The organism is Bordetella genomosp. 8 (assembly GCF_002119685.1).
GTDB lineage: Bacteria > Pseudomonadota > Gammaproteobacteria > Burkholderiales > Burkholderiaceae_B > Bordetella_C.
This window is the reverse complement of sequence record NZ_CP021108.1, coordinates 5,516,758-5,530,970: the sequence shown is the minus strand read 5'-3', so window position 1 is coordinate 5,530,970 and position 14,213 is coordinate 5,516,758. Positions and strand designations below refer to the sequence as shown.

Here is a 14,213-nt window from a genome sequence, read left to right as displayed (position 1 = left end):
CAAAACGGCACGGCTTCGAGCGCCGACGAGTATCCCGGCATGGCGCATCACCGCCGGCCCATGGCCGACACCCGGCCACGCACCTTCCGCTGGGAGACGCGCGACGGCGGCAAGGTCGGGGTCATCACCCTGGACCGTCCGGAACGCAAGAATCCGCTGACCTTCGATTCCTATGCCGAATTGCGCGACCTGTTCCGCGCGCTGGTCTACGCGACCGATATCAAGGTGCTGGTCGTGACCGGCGCCGGCGACAACTTCTGCTCCGGCGGGGACGTCCATGAAATCATCGGTCCGCTCACGCGCATGACCATGCCGGAGCTGCTGGACTTCACCCGCATGACGGGCGACCTGGTCAAGGCCATGCGCGCCTGCCCGCAGCCCATCGTGGCGGCGGTCGATGGCGTCTGCGCGGGCGCCGGCGCGATGATCGCGCTGGCCTCCGACATGCGGCTGGGCACGCCGCGGGCCCGCACGGCCTTCCTGTTCACCCGGGTCGGCCTGGCCGGCGCCGACATGGGCGCGTGCACGCTGCTGCCGCGCATGATCGGGCAGGGCAGGGCGTCGGAACTGCTGTACACCGGCCGGTCGATGAGCGCCGAGGAAGGCGCGGCATGGGGCTTCTTCAACGCCCTGCACGAGCTGGACGCGCTGATGCCGGCCGCCCACGCCCTGGCCGAGCAACTGGCCGCCGGCCCGACCTTCGCGCATGGCATGACCAAGAAGCTGCTGCACCAGGAATGGAATATGGGCGTGGACGAAGCCATCGAGGCGGAAGCCCAGGCCCAGGCGATATGCATGCAGACGCGCGACTTTCGGCGCGCGTACGAGGCCTTCGTCGACAAGAAAAAGCCCCGTTTCGAAGGTGATTGACGAGGACATCCACATGAATGCACATCCCGACTGGCTAGACTGGCCTTTCTTCGCGGACACGCACAGGCGACTCGCTGCCGAGCTGGAGCCGTGGTGCGCGTCGTCCCTGGGGGAGCCGGACCATGGCGACACCGATGCGGCTTGCCGTGCCCTGGTCGCGCGGCTAGGCCAGGCGGGGTGGCTGCGCTACTGCGTGCCCGCGGGGCCGGACGGCGCCTGGGGCGGCGCGCTGCCCGCTGTCGATTCGCGCGCCGTCTGCATCCTGCGCGAAACGCTGGCGCGCCACGATGGCCTGGCGGACTTCGCCTTCGCCATGCAGGGCCTGGGCAGCGGCGCCATCGCGCTGGCCGGATCGGATGCCCTGCGTGCCCGCTATCTGCCGCGCGTGGCGCGTGGCGAAGCGATCGCCGCGTTCGCCCTGTCCGAAGCGGAAGCCGGTTCCGACGTCGCCGCGATGTCCTGCGAAGCGCGCCTGGATGGCGATCACTACGTGCTGAACGGCAGCAAGACCTGGATTTCCAACGGCGGCATCGCCGACTTCTATTGCGTGTTCGCCCGCACGGGAGAGGCCCCCGGCGCGCGCGGCATCAGCGCGTTCGTGGTCGATGCCGGCACGCCGGGCTTCGACGTCGCCGAGCGCATACAGGTGATCGCGCCGCATCCGCTGGCCACGCTGCGCTTCGACGACTGCCGCGTCCCCGTGTCGCAGCGCCTGGGCGAAGCAGGGCAGGGGTTCAAGCTGGCCATGATGACGCTGGACATCTTCCGCGCGTCCGTCGCGGCGGCGGCGCTGGGATTTGCCCGCCGCGCGCTGGCGGAAGCGCTGGCGCGCGCGACCTCCAGGCAGATGTTCGGCCAGACCCTGGGCGATCTGCAACTGACGCAGGCGGCGCTGGGCGACATGGCGACGGCCATCGACGCATCGGCGCTGCTGACCTACCGCGCCGCCTGGCAGCGCGACGTCCAGGGACGATCCACCACGCGCGAGGCCGCGATGGCCAAGATGATGGCGACGGAATCGGCGCAGACCGTCATCGACCGCGCGCTGCAGATGTTCGGCGGTGCCGGCGTGGTGTCCGGCATGCCGGTGGAAAGGCTGTACCGCGAGATCCGCGCCCTGCGCATTTATGAAGGCGCGACCGAAGTGCAGAAACTCATCATTGCCCGTGCATTGTTGAAGGGCGGTTGAGCCGGGGCAGGACTCCGGCATCAAGGGGAACGTCATGCAAGCAACGCTGGAAAAGACGGCAACGGCCCATGTGGATACGTTCGCCCGCGACAACCTGCCGCCGCCGGAAGAATGGCCCGAGCTGCTGCTGGAAGGCCTGGACGCGGTGGCCCCGGGCCCTGCCCGCCCTGACCGCGCCGGCGCGAACAGCGACGACGCATCCTGGCCCACGACCGCGTACCCCGCGCGCCTGAACTGCGCCGTCGAGCTCGTCGACGCCGTCGTCGCGCGCGGGCAGGGCGATCGCATCGCCCTGCGCTGGCCCACGGCGGACGGCGGGCAGGCCGCCATGACCTATGCCGAGCTGGCCGACCTGACCGACCGCGTCGCCCGCGTGCTGGTCGAGGACATGGGCCTGGTGCCCGGCAATCGCGTGCTGCTGCGCGGCCCCAACAACCCCATGATGGCCGCATCCTGGCTGGGCGCGATCAAGGCCGGCATGGTCACCGTGCCCACCATGCCGCTGCTGCGCGCCAAGGAACTGAAGCAGATCATCGACAAGGCGCGGGTCAGCGCCATGCTGTGCGACGTGCGGCTCAAGGACGAAGCCTTGCCCTGCACGCAGCCCGACCATGAGTATTACAGCGCCGACCTTCAGCGCATCGTCTATTTCAACGATACGGCGCCCGACAGCCTGGACGGCCTCGCGCGCGCCAAGCCGGCGGGTTTCACCGCCTGCGACACCGCCGCCGACGACGTGTGCCTGATCGCCTTCACCAGCGGCACCACCGGCAAGCCCAAGGGCTGCATGCATTTCCATCGCGACGTCCTGGCGATGTGCGACCTGTTCCCGCGCCACGTCATCCGGCCGAATCCCGACGATATCTTCTGCGGCACGCCGCCGCTCGCCTTCACGTTCGGCCTGGGCGGCCTGCTGTGCTTTCCGCTGCGCGTCGGCGCCTGCGCGCTGCTGGCGGAGAAGCTCACGCCGGACGGCCTGCTGAAACTGATCCAGGATTTCGGCGCGACCATCGTATTCACCGCGCCCACGTTCTACCGGCAGATGGCCGGACTGGCGGATCGCTACGACCTGCGGACGCTGCGCAAGAGCGTGTCGGCTGGCGAAGCGCTGCCCGACGCCACGCGGCAGTTGTGGAAGCAGGCCACGGGCATCGAGATGATAGACGGCATCGGTGGCACTGAAATGATCCACGTCTTCGTCTCCAGCCCGGAGCACGAAGTGCGCCGTGGCGCCATCGGCAAGGTGGTACCCGGCTACATCGCGCAGGTCGTGGACGAGAACATGCAGCCCGTGCCGGTCGGCCAACCCGGCCGCCTGGCCGTCAAGGGCCCCACGGGCTGCCGCTACCTGGCCGACCGACGCCAGCGCGAATTCGTGCGCCAGGGCTGGAACCTGCCCGGCGACACCTTCGTCCAGGACGCCGATGGCTATTTCTTCTACCAGGCCCGGAACGACGACATGATCGTCTCCGCCGGCTACAACATCGCCGGCCCCGAGGTCGAGGACGCCCTGCTACGCCATGCCGCCGTGGCCGAATGCGGCGTGGTCGGCGCGCCCGACGACGAACGCGGCCAGGTGGTGAAGGCCTATGTCGTGCTCAAGCCGGGCTACCGCGGTGACGCGGCGCTGGCCATGGCGTTGCAGGAGTTCGTGAAGGCCGGCATCGCGCCATACAAATACCCCCGGCAGATCGAATTCGTGGAAGCCCTGCCGCGCACCGAAACCGGCAAGCTGCAGCGCTTCGTGCTGCGCCAGCAGGTCCAGGCGCGATGACCCGAAGGCGATGACCCGATCGCAATGTATCGAAGGCAACGGATAAAAGGATGGACCCCATGCAAATACTGCAACCGCCCGACTGGCTGCCGCCGCGCGGCTATTCCAACGGCGTGATGACCGAAATGCGACCCGGCAGCCGGCTGGTCTTCATCGGCGGCCAGATAGGTTGGAACGGCGCCCAGCAGTTCGAAACCGACGATTTCGCCGACCAGACGCGCCAGGCCTTGATGAACGTCGTGGCGGTGCTGGCCGAGGCCAAGGGCGAACCTCGCCACATCACGCGCCTGACCTGGTACGTGACTGATCGCGCCGAGTACGTGGCGTCATATCCGCGTATCGGCGCGCACTATCGCGAAATCATCGGCCGCCATTTTCCGGCGATGACGGCGGTTCAGGTCGCGGCCCTGGTCGAGCCGCGTGCCAAGGTGGAAATCGAAGCCACCGCCGTCATACCGGGCTGATCGCGGGTCAGTGCCTTAGCGCTTCATGGACGCGAAGACCTGCTCGGCGGCGTCCAGCGTCGCGCCGATGGCCGCGTCGTCATGCGCGGCCGACACGAAACCTGCTTCGAAGGCCGACGGCGCGAAATGCACGCCGCGTTCCAGCATGGCGTGGAAGAACTTCTTGAAGGCCTCGGTATCGCAGGCCGACACCTCGGCCAGCGTGGTGGGGATCGCGTCGCTGAAGTAGATGCCGAACATCCCGCCGATGGCGTCGGCGCTGAAAGGCACGCCCGCCGCGCGCGCGCGTTCCCGCAAGCCGTCCACCAGCTTGCGCGTGGCCGCCGCCAGCTTGTCATAGAAGCCCGGCTGGCCGATCAGGCGCAGCGTTTCCAGTCCCGCCGCCACCGCTACGGGATTGCCCGACAGCGTGCCGGCCTGGTACACCGCGCCCAGGGGAGCGATGTGCCGCATGATGTCGCGGCTGCCGCCGAAGGCGCCCACCGGCATGCCGCCGCCGATCACCTTGGCCAGCGTGGTCAGGTCGGGCTTGATGCCCGTCAGTCCCTGCACGCCCTGCGGCCCGACGCGGAACCCCGTCATGACCTCGTCGAAGATCAGCAGCGCGCCATGCTCCGTGCAGAGCTCGCGCAGGCCTTCCAGGAAACCCGGCAGCGGCCGGACCAGGTTCATGTTGCCGGCCACGGGCTCGACGATCACGCAGGCGATATCGTCGCCATACTGGGTGAAGGCCGCGCGCACCGCGTCCAGGTCGTTGTAGTCCAGGACCAGCGTATGTTCGACGAATTCGGCCGGCACGCCCGCCGACGTGGGATTGCCGAAGGTCAGGAGGCCCGATCCCGCCTTGACCAGCAGGCTGTCGGCGTGGCCGTGGTAACAGCCTTCGAACTTGACGATCTTGTTGCGGCCGGTCGCGCCGCGCGCCAGCCGGATGGCCGTCATCGTGGCTTCCGTGCCGGAGCTGACCAGCCGCACCTGCTCCATCGACGGCAGGCGCGCGATCAGGGTTTCCGCAAGCGTGATCTCGGCCTGCGTGGGCGCGCCGAAGGACAGCCCTTGGGTGGCGGCTTCCTGCACCGCCCGCACCACGTCGGGATGGGCATGGCCCAGGATCGCCGGGCCCCAGGATCCGATGTAGTCCACATAGCGCGTGCCTTCCGCATCCCAGATATACGGCCCCTGGCCACGGGCGATGAAACGGGGCGTCCCGCCTACCGATCGGAAGGCCCGCACGGGGGAATTGACGCCGCCAGGGATGCTGCGGCTTGCGCGTTCGAAGAGTTCGGCGTTGCTGGACATGAAAGCCTGCTCGATAAAAGGTTGGGCACCGGCCGCGCTTGTTCATATACCCGTTCGCCGGTTCGCGCGGCGCGACGGGGGCCGGCCGTGGAGAAGTCAGCCGGCCGAATCGCCGCGCGGTGGCGGCGCCGACAGAGGCGATAGAAATGGACGCGCGCATTCTGCCGCGGCCCGGCCGATATCCGGCGCCTCGAAGACTCCGGTGATGACCGCCACGGCGTCGGCGCCGGCCTGCGCCACCAGCGCCGCATTGGACGGCGTGATGCCACCGATCGCCACCACCGCGGGCCGCGGGGCGGGGCGCGACTGCGCCAATGCCACGGCCTGCGCGAACAGCGAGAGCGGTGCGCGCACCGCCGCCGGTTTGGTGGGCGACGGAAAGACCGCGCCGAAGGCGATATAGTCCGCGCCCGCCTGCAGCATGGCGCGGGCGCGCTCGATATCGTCGTAGCAGGATGCGCCGATGATCAGGTCGGGCGCCTGCGCCCGTACCTGGGCCAGGTCGCCGTCGTCGCGGCCCAGGTGCACGCCATCGGCACCGACTTCCAGCGCCAGTTCCCAGTGATCGTTGATCAGGAACACCACACCCAGCTCACGGCACAGCGGCGCCAGTGCCGCCGCCTGTTCCCGCCGGGTCGCGGCCGGCACGTCCTTGCGGCGCAACTGCAGCGAACGCATGCCGCCGGCCGCGGCCTGCTTCACCGCGCGCAGCAGCCTGCCGGTGTCGTCCCATTCGGGCGTGACGCCATACAGGCCGCGGGGAAAGCGCAGCGATGTCATTGCAGGCGCATCCGATTGGCCACGCGCCGCCCCATGCCGGGCAGGAAACTTGCTGAAATGCCGGAGTCAGCGTGCGCCAGGGCATGTTCCACCGCTTGCGGCACCGGCATTCCATGCGCCAGATAGGCCGTGAGCGCCGTGGCCAGCAGGCCGCCGCTGTCGCCGCTGCGTTCCGGAGGCGCTTGCCAGGGAGTGTTCGTGGTCGTGCCATTGGGCCCGATCAGCGTGTTGGCGAAATGTCCCGGCCGCAGCGGCGCGCCCAGAACCAGAACCCATTTGGCGCCGGCCCCCAGCATCGCATGAGCCGGCGACGAAGCCTCACCGATATCCATGGTCCCGTCCGCCAACCATTGAGCCAGCCGCGCATGCTCGACGACCACCACATCCGCCTGGGGCAGGACCAATTCCAAGGTAGCGGCCAGCAGATCGTCGGCGTCTTCCTGTTCCGCCGCGTCCTCGGGCAGCGGTCCGCGCTGGCCCAGGTGCAGCACCAGCGGCACGTTGCTGTAGTCCGCCGCCACCTGCGCCACCGCGCTCGCGGCTTCCGCCGTGTACAGGGCGCCCACCTTGATCGCCTGCACGGGCATGTCTTCGAGCACGCAACGGGCCTGGTCGTCCAGCAGTTCGGGGGAAATCGCCTGCACGTCCTCGACGGCGGCCGTATCCTGCACCGTCAGCGCGGTGACGGCGGCCAGCCCGTGGCAGCCCAGGCTGGCGCAGGTCACGGCATCAGCCGGGAGCCCGTCCGAACCCGTGGGGTCGAAAGGGCCGAAAATCAGTACGATGGGGGGAGTGGGGAATGTCACTTCGACGGCATGGCCGGCCCCGTTTTTTGCGCAAACCGGGACTGGAACCTATTGGGTTTCGGTAAGATCGACCCCATTCTAATTGATCGCGTCCGCTTGGGCGGCTTTATCCCCCGGCCAGGCCGTAACTTTGATTTCAGGGAAACTATGCGAACTTGGATGTGTCTGATCTGTGGCTGGGTCTATGACGAAGAGGCCGGCTTGCCCGACGAAGGCATCGCGCCCGGCACCCGCTGGGAAGACGTGCCGCCCAATTGGGTCTGTCCCGAATGCGGCGCCCGCAAGGAAGATTTCGAGCTTATGGAGATCTGACGCCATCCATGCCGTTTTTCCGGGGATCGGTGATTCCCGGCTCCGCGTGATAGGGCGCGAATTGTCCTAGGGGGACATTATGAGCGACGACAACGACAAGCCGGACAGCGATGACACGCCGGCGGTTGATTTTTCCAATCAGTTTCTGGTCGCTATGCCCAACATGGTCGAAGGAAGTCTGGCGGGAGCGGTTATCTATATCTGCGAGCACACTGCCAAGGGCGCCTTGGGCCTGGTGATCAATCGGCCCACGGACCTGACGCTGGGTACCCTGTTCGAGCGCATCGAGCTGAACCTTGAAATCGCGCCGGTCAAGGAAACGCCGGTGTTCTTCGGCGGTCCGGTGCAGACGGACCGGGGTTTCGTGCTGCACGCGCCACCTGGCGACTACACGTCCAGCATCAAGTTGGGCGGCCTGGCGTTGACCACGTCGCGCGACGTGCTGCAGGCCGTGGCCGACGGCAACGGGCCGGCGCGGATGCTGGTCACCCTGGGGTATGCCGGCTGGGGGGCGGGGCAGCTGGAAAGCGAAATGTCGCGCAATGCGTGGCTCAGCGTGTCGGCCGACCCGGACATCATTTTCGACGTGCCTCCGGAAGACCGCTATCCCGCGGCGCTGAAGCTGCTGGGCATAGACCCGGTCATGCTGGCCGGCGATGCGGGCCATGCCTAGCGAGGCCCGACCGGACCCGACTCCGCCTGATGCGGCCCGGCCTGGCGCGGCCCGGCCCGACGCGGCGCCGCGCGTGGTCGAGGAAACCTTGCTCGCCTTCGACTACGGCACCAAAAAGATAGGCATTGCCATCGGCAATACCCTGGTCCGCCAGGCCACGCCCATGGAAATCATCCACAGCGAGGTCCGTGACGTGCGCTTCGGCCGCATCGCCGCCTTGCTGCGGGAGTGGCAGCCCCAGCGCCTGATCGTCGGGCTGGCGCTGGCCGCCGACGGCGGCGAACAGGAGGCCACCGCGCGCTGCCGCCGCTTCGCCAACCAGCTGCATGGCCGGTTCGGGCTGCCGGTGGTGCTGGTCGACGAGCGCGGCTCCAGCATGCAGGCCCAGGCGCTGCTCGGCACCCATGCGCCGGACGACGCCGCTGCCGCGGCCGTCATCCTGCAACGCTACCTGGACGCCCTGCCGGGCTAACGTCAGGCATCCAGCCAAGCATCCGGCCGAGCGCACTGCCCAGTCAACCGCCGCGCTAGCCGCCGGGGCCACCGCGCGCCCGTCGTCGATCTGAAATACTGCGCCATGGTATGGTGGCGTCCGCGCCGCGGCGCGCCCACCAGCCACCACCTTTCGCTCATGACAGACCCAGGATCCACCGCCCAGCCGCGGTCCGGCGCCGCGCCCGCGCAGGTCCCCCCTTACGACCGCCACGATCCCGCCATCTTTCCCGTGCGCTTACTGCGTTTCCTGCCACGGGCGCTGATCGTCGCTTCGCTGGTGCTGCTGGGCTTGCTGCTGGTCGGCACGGTCTATCCCATCGTCGGCGCGCGTGGCCGCGACACGCTCAACCGCACCTGGTCCCGCTGCCTGCTTCGCGTGTGCGGCGTGCGCCTGCGGGTGCAGGGCCAGCCGCTGATGCAGGGGCCCGTGCTCATCGTCGCCAACCACGTGTCATGGCTGGATATATTCGTGATCAACGCCGTGCGGCCTACCGCCTTCGTGGCCAAGAGCGAGATCCGCCGCTGGCCCATCGTCGGCTGGCTGGTGGCGGGCGCCGGCACCCTGTTCCTGCAGCGTGGCCATCGCCACGCTATCCATTCGGTGGGCGAGGCCATGAAAGGGCGTTTCGCCCTGGGCGAATCGGTGGGACTGTTTCCGGAAGGAACCACCACGGAAGGCTACGTGCTGCTGCCATTCCATGGCAGCTTGTTCGAGCCCGCGCGCCAGGCCGGCGTGGCCATCCAGCCGGTGGCGCTGCGCTTCATGCGGCACGGCCAGCGCGATTCCTTCGCGGCCTTCGTCGGCGACGAAACCCTGGTGGGAAACCTGTGGCGGGTGCTGGGCGCCCGTGGGCTGGGGGTGGAAACCTTCTACCTGCCGCCGCTGGATACCGGCGGGCAGACCCGCCTGGAGATGGCTGCCGATGCGCGCTCCCGCATCCAGCAGGCCCTGGGCGACTGATACCTGGACCGGTACCTAGACCGACAGCGGGTCCAGCCCCTTGCCGCATTTGACCTGCACCAGCTTGCGGTCCTGCAGGCGTAGCGCCGTCAGCATGCCGCCCCACACGCAGCCCGTGTCCAGGCAGATGACGTCCTTGCGCAGCAGCAGCCCCAGCGTCGACCAATGGCCGAACACCACGGTGACGTCGCGCGTCTTGCGGTCGGGCACGTCGTACCAGGGTATCAATCCCGCCGGCCAGGCGCCGGGGGCCACCTTGGTATCGAACTCCATATGCCCCTGGGGCGTGCAAAGCCGCATGCGCGTCAGGGCGTTGATGATGACCCGCATGCGCTTGCCGCCGTGGATGTCATCGTTCCACGTGACCGGCTGATTGCCATACATCTTCTGCAAGGCGCGTTGCCAGTTGGGGCCGCGCAGCGCGTCCTCGACTTCGGCGGCCAGCGCCAGGGTCTTCTGCACGTCCCATTTCGCCAGGGTGCCCGCATGGACCAGCAGGTGTCCCTGTTCGAAATGCGCCAGGGGACGGCGGCGCAGCCAGTCGATCATGTCGGCGGCGTCCGGCGCATCCAGGATTTCCTGGATGGTGTCCGATTTGGTGGGCCGGCGCACGCCGGCGGCGGCCGCCAGCAGATGCAGGTCGTGATTGCCCAGCACCGCCACGGCGCGGTCTTCCAGCGCCATGACGCGGCGCAGGGTGGCCAGGGAGTGCGGCCCGCGATTGACCAGGTCGCCCGCGAACCAGAAACGCGATTCGGGTTCGCCGACCAGCTCGGGATGCGCTAGCAGCCTTACCAACGGCTCGCAGCACCCTTGCAGGTCGCCGATCATCCAGATGCTCGCGGTCATACCGGCGAACGGCGCCAGGGCCAGCGTTGGTCCATCACGCGCGAGACGGTGTGGCGGTATTCCATCAGCGTCAGCGCCCCCAGGGCGATCAACAACGCGCCCAGATTCGGCACGATGGCGGTGACCCAGGGCGGCCAGTGGCTGAGCATGCCGACGTTCAGGGACAGCTGGTTCACCATGAAGAACCCGACGCCCACCAGGATGCCGATAAACACCTTGGCGCCGACGCCGCCGCGGCGCGTCTGCATGAAGGCCACCGGAGCGGCGATCGTCATCATGATCAGCAGGGTGAAGGGGTACACGCCCTTGCGCCAGACCGCGACGATCTGCCGGTCGGCCTGCAGCTGGTTGTGGCGCAGGTAATCGATGTAGTCGAGCAGGGTGACCAGCGACATGCGCTCCGGCGTCAGCACGCGCGCCAGCAGGCGGCCAGGGGTCAGGGTGGTGGTGAGCTCGCGCTGCGGGATCTTGACGACCTGGATGACCGGATCCGTCGGCGGCTTGGCGTTGTCCAGCGCCTGTACGGCATCGTGCGAGATGCGGTTTTCCACGACGTTGTACAGGATCAGCTTGCCGTCCGCGAAACGCCCGGTCTCTGCCTTGGACAGGGCGATCAGCTCCAGGTCCTTGCGGAATTCGTAAAGGATGACGCCTTCGACCTCGCCATCGGCCTTCAGCTTGGCGATGTTCAGCGTGCGGGCGCCCCCATCCTTGGTCGGCTCCTTGAACCAGTAGCCGCTTTCCAGCCGATTGCCGCCCGCACTGCCGCGATACAGCAGGTTGGCCTCGCTGCTTTTGATTTCGGCGATCGGGGTGACCCATTCCGACAGCACCGTGGCGCCGATCATGACGGGTATCGTCACCACCCACAGCATGCCCAGCAGTTTCAGGCCGCTGACGCCGGATACGCGCAGGATGACCAGCTCATTGCGCTGCGCCAGGCCGGCCAGCGCCAGGATGGAGCCTATCAGCAGGCCGATCGGCAGCAGGTCGTACAGCCGCGTGGGCATGGCTAGGGCCTGCAGATAGAACAGCGCGAAAATGGTGAACTTGCTGCCCACGTTGTCCAGGTCATCCACCAGCGCGAAGAACGTGAACAAGCCGAGCAGGGCCAGCAGCACCACGGTGCACGAGCGGTAGATTTCTTTGGCCAGGTATCGGCGGGCGGTTCGCATGGGTGACGAAGGTGGCGGGCGAAACGAAGTAGCTTAACAAAAATGACGCATCAGGGAATATCCACCTGCTGCATGCGCCGCTGCAGGATGCCCATGCGGCGACTCAGGTATGACGTGATTCCACGCTTGTCGTAATAGCGGGGATTGGGCAGCATCGCCGCCAGCCGGGCGGACTGCGCCGCGCTCAGCCGGGCCGCGCTGGTGCCGTAATAGTGTTGCGCCGCCGCCTGGGCGCCGAATACGCCCGTGCCCCATTCGGCGATGTTCAGGTAGATCTCCAGGATGCGGCGCTTGGGCATGACCCATTCGATCATGTAAGCCAGGATCAATTCCTCGCCTTTGCGCAGATACGTGCGCGAACCTGAAAGAAAAAGATTCTTCGCCACCTGCTGCGTGATGGTGGATCCGCCCCGCATGCGGCTGCGGCCCAGCTCGGCCTGCTCCTGGTTGTATTCCCAGGCCTTGCGAATGGCATCCCATTCAACGCCGTCGTGGTCGATGAAGTTGGAATCCTCGGAAGCGATCACCGCGCGCTTCAGCGTGTTGTTGATCTGGTCGTAGTCGACCCATTCGAAACGCAGCTGCGCCTTGGGATCGGTTTCGCGCAGCCGCGCGATTTCCTCGCGCATGACCGAACTGCTGCCGGGATTGCGATGGGAATACCACACCACCATGCAGAAGAGCCAGAGCTGGTACAGGATCGCCAGGCAAAGCAGCAGCATCACGCCGGCCGAAATGAGCCGGAACCATGAAATCCTGCCGGTGGAACCGCGGCGCGCCGCCATCCTGGCCATTACCGCGGCGCGGCCGTCGCCAGCTCCCGCCGCAGCGCGGCCAGGACCGGTTCGGCATCGGGGCGCACGCCATGCCAGATGAAGAAGCTTTCCGCCGCCTGGCCCACCAGCATGCCGAGCCCGTCGGCCGTGGCCGCCGCGCCATCGTCCCGCGCCTGGCGCATGAAGGGCGTGGGCTGGGCGCCGTACATCATGTCGTAGGCGAGCGCCCCGTCCGCATAGAGTCCGGCCGGCAGGGCCGGAGGCGCGTCGCCCAGGCTGCTGGAGGTGGCGTTGATGACCACCTCCCACGGGCCGCCCTTGTGGGCCTCTTCCAGGCCGCCGGCGCTGACGGCGGGCGACGCCGCCCCCGTCGCCCGCAGCCATTCCGTGGCCAGGGCGTGCGCCTTTTCCGCCGTGCGGTTGACGATGTGGATGCGCGCGCAGCCGGCCTGCGCCAGCGGTTGCAGCACCCCGCGCGCGGCGCCGCCGGCGCCGGCCATCAATATCCGCGCGCCGTTCAGCTCCACGCCCAGGCGGCGCAGGTCCGCGACCAGGCCCACGCCATCGGTGTTGCAACCCCGCAGGGCGCCGTCGTCCTGCCACAAGGTATTCACCGCCCCCGCCAGCCGGGCGCGCTCGCTGAGCCGCGGCCCCGCCAGCGTCCACGCCTCCTGCTTGAAGGGCACGGTCACGTTCAGCCCGCGCCCGCCGCTGGCGAAGAATTCCCGCACGCTGGCTTCGAAACCGTCCAGCGGCGCCGGCAGCAGGCCGTAGTCGACCGGAATGCCCGTCTGTTCGCCGAACATGGCGTGGATGCGCGGGGAACGGCTATGCGCCACCGGGTTGCCGATGACGGCGTAGCGACCTGGCGCCGCGCCGGCTACATGGGTAGAAGAAGGCATCGTCATGGCGCCCGGGTCTCCAGCGTGTCGTTGACGAAATTCCAGGTACGCGTGATTGCCAGGACGTCGGTATCGCGCGCGATGTCCGGTGGAAACGGCGCGAAGGGCGCCGCCAGCTGGACGATGCGCCGCGCCGCCTGGTTCAGCACCGGGTATTGCGATGGCGTGTCGATTTCCACGTCGGCCACGCTGCCGTCCGCGCGCACGTAGACGGTCATGCGCAAGGTGCCGTAGAGCTTGCCGCGCGCTTCTTCCGGGTAATTCTGCGTGCCGACGGCTTCGATGCGGCTGCGCCAGCCATCTAGGTACTGCGCATAGCGGGATGCCTCGGCGGACGGCGCGACGAAGGTACGGCGCGGACGCTTGTTGTAGGCCTGCACCCTGGCCGCCAGCGCCGCGACCTGGGCATTCTGCAGCACGCTATCCTGGTCCTGGTCCTCGCGGCCCGGCGTGCTGGCGTCCGGCACCGGTTCGCCGGATTGGTGTGGAGGGCTGACCTGGCTGCTGGCCTGAAGCTGGGACAGCAGGCGCTGCTGGGTTTCCTCCAGGGACGCCTGGCGCTTGCGCATGGCTTCCAGCACCACGGCGCTGGGCGCCTCGCCCGATTGCGGCAGGGGCGACTGGGCCATGCCTTTTTCCGCGTCGCCGCCACCTTCCACATTGGCCTGCGCCCGCGCTTCCGCCTTGACCGGCGCCGTGTCCGTCTTGGCGTTCACCAGGATGATTTCCAGCGATTGGGCCGGCGGCCGCGGCGTGCGGGGCGGCGCGAAGCGCACCGCCAGGATGGCGGCATGAACGATCAGCGAGATCGCCAGGGCCAGCCATAGATGGTGCTGGGCGCGCGCGCCCATCCAATGGGCCGCCCGGGTAAAAGAGGAGTCGTGATCG

Annotated in this window: 16 protein-coding genes; 8 read left to right on the top strand and 8 right to left on the bottom strand. The window is 68.1% G+C overall.

All coding sequences use genetic code 11. The features are described from left to right. Positions 1–39 precede the first annotated feature (39 nt). From CAL12_RS25000 to CAL12_RS24985, 4 genes are read left to right on the top strand one after another with little or no spacing between them, the layout of a single operon-like run. A complete protein-coding gene (locus CAL12_RS25000) occupies positions 40–870 on the top strand; it encodes an enoyl-CoA hydratase family protein (protein ID WP_086068106.1) in 831 nt (276 codons plus the stop codon). Positions 871–883: 13 nt separating this feature from the next. Then, complete coding sequence (locus CAL12_RS24995) at positions 884–2,059, top strand: acyl-CoA dehydrogenase family protein (RefSeq protein WP_086067069.1); 1,176 nt, start codon at positions 884–886, stop codon at positions 2,057–2,059. Between the two features lie 34 nt (positions 2,060–2,093). After that, positions 2,094–3,833, top strand: coding sequence for an AMP-binding protein (locus tag CAL12_RS24990; RefSeq protein ID WP_086067068.1), 1,740 nt, complete (start codon positions 2,094–2,096; stop codon positions 3,831–3,833). Between the two features lie 59 nt (positions 3,834–3,892). Continuing rightward, positions 3,893–4,297, top strand: coding sequence for a RidA family protein (locus tag CAL12_RS24985; protein WP_086068105.1), 405 nt, complete (start codon positions 3,893–3,895; stop codon positions 4,295–4,297). Positions 4,298–4,312: 15 nt separating this feature from the next. Here CAL12_RS24985 and hemL read toward each other — a convergent pair whose 3' ends face one another. From hemL to thiD, 3 genes are all read right to left on the bottom strand, one after another. Further along, on the bottom strand, positions 4,313–5,596 hold the full coding sequence (gene hemL, locus CAL12_RS24980; protein ID WP_086067067.1) for a glutamate-1-semialdehyde 2,1-aminomutase: 1,284 nt from the start codon (positions 5,594–5,596) through the stop codon (positions 4,313–4,315). 96 nt (positions 5,597–5,692) lie between these two features. Beyond that, complete coding sequence (gene thiE / locus CAL12_RS24975; RefSeq protein ID WP_086067066.1) at positions 5,693–6,376, bottom strand: thiamine phosphate synthase; 684 nt, start codon at positions 6,374–6,376, stop codon at positions 5,693–5,695. After that, positions 6,373–7,182, bottom strand: a complete 810-nt coding sequence (gene thiD / locus CAL12_RS24970) for a bifunctional hydroxymethylpyrimidine kinase/phosphomethylpyrimidine kinase (protein WP_420042743.1) — start codon at positions 7,180–7,182, stop codon at positions 6,373–6,375. Before thiD ends, thiE begins: the two co-directional genes overlap by 4 nt. Positions 7,183–7,329: 147 nt before the next feature. On the opposite strand from thiD, the gene CAL12_RS24965 reads away from it, so the two are divergent. The 4 genes from CAL12_RS24965 (at position 7,330) to CAL12_RS24950 (ending at position 9,623) form a co-directional block, all read left to right on the top strand. Further along, the gene (locus tag CAL12_RS24965; RefSeq protein ID WP_003814980.1) at positions 7,330–7,494 is read left to right on the top strand and encodes a rubredoxin; all 165 of its coding nucleotides are present in this window, start codon (positions 7,330–7,332) and stop codon (positions 7,492–7,494) included. A 79-nt stretch (positions 7,495–7,573) separates the two neighbouring features. Continuing rightward, positions 7,574–8,167, top strand: coding sequence for a YqgE/AlgH family protein (locus tag CAL12_RS24960; protein WP_086067065.1), 594 nt, complete (start codon positions 7,574–7,576; stop codon positions 8,165–8,167). Between the two features lie 73 nt (positions 8,168–8,240). Beyond that, entirely contained in the window at positions 8,241–8,639 is a 399-nt protein-coding gene (gene ruvX, locus CAL12_RS24955; protein ID WP_086067064.1) for a Holliday junction resolvase RuvX, read from the top strand. A 252-nt stretch (positions 8,640–8,891) separates the two neighbouring features. Further along, positions 8,892–9,623, top strand: a complete 732-nt coding sequence (locus tag CAL12_RS24950) for a lysophospholipid acyltransferase family protein (protein ID WP_086068103.1) — start codon at positions 8,892–8,894, stop codon at positions 9,621–9,623. A gap of 15 nt (positions 9,624–9,638) precedes the next feature. Here CAL12_RS24950 and CAL12_RS24945 read toward each other — a convergent pair whose 3' ends face one another. From CAL12_RS24945 to CAL12_RS24925, 5 genes are read right to left on the bottom strand one after another with little or no spacing between them, the layout of a single operon-like run. Continuing rightward, entirely contained in the window at positions 9,639–10,472 is an 834-nt protein-coding gene (locus CAL12_RS24945; protein ID WP_086067063.1) for a symmetrical bis(5'-nucleosyl)-tetraphosphatase, read from the bottom strand. Beyond that, positions 10,469–11,647 (bottom strand): LPS export ABC transporter permease LptG, encoded by a 1,179-nt coding sequence (gene lptG, locus CAL12_RS24940; protein ID WP_086067062.1) that lies wholly within the window; start codon positions 11,645–11,647, stop codon positions 10,469–10,471. Before lptG ends, CAL12_RS24945 begins: the two co-directional genes overlap by 4 nt. Positions 11,648–11,697: 50 nt before the next feature. Beyond that, positions 11,698–12,432 (bottom strand): monofunctional biosynthetic peptidoglycan transglycosylase, encoded by a 735-nt coding sequence (gene mtgA / locus CAL12_RS24935; RefSeq protein ID WP_086068102.1) that lies wholly within the window; start codon positions 12,430–12,432, stop codon positions 11,698–11,700. 8 nt (positions 12,433–12,440) lie between these two features. Then, entirely contained in the window at positions 12,441–13,331 is an 891-nt protein-coding gene (gene aroE / locus CAL12_RS24930; protein WP_086067061.1) for a shikimate dehydrogenase, read from the bottom strand. Beyond that, positions 13,328–14,176: an energy transducer TonB gene (locus CAL12_RS24925; RefSeq protein WP_086067060.1), complete on the bottom strand. Its 849-nt coding sequence runs from the start codon at positions 14,174–14,176 to the stop codon at positions 13,328–13,330. The genes aroE and CAL12_RS24925 overlap by 4 nt, the downstream gene beginning before the upstream one ends. Between the last annotated feature and the right edge of the window lie 37 nt (positions 14,177–14,213).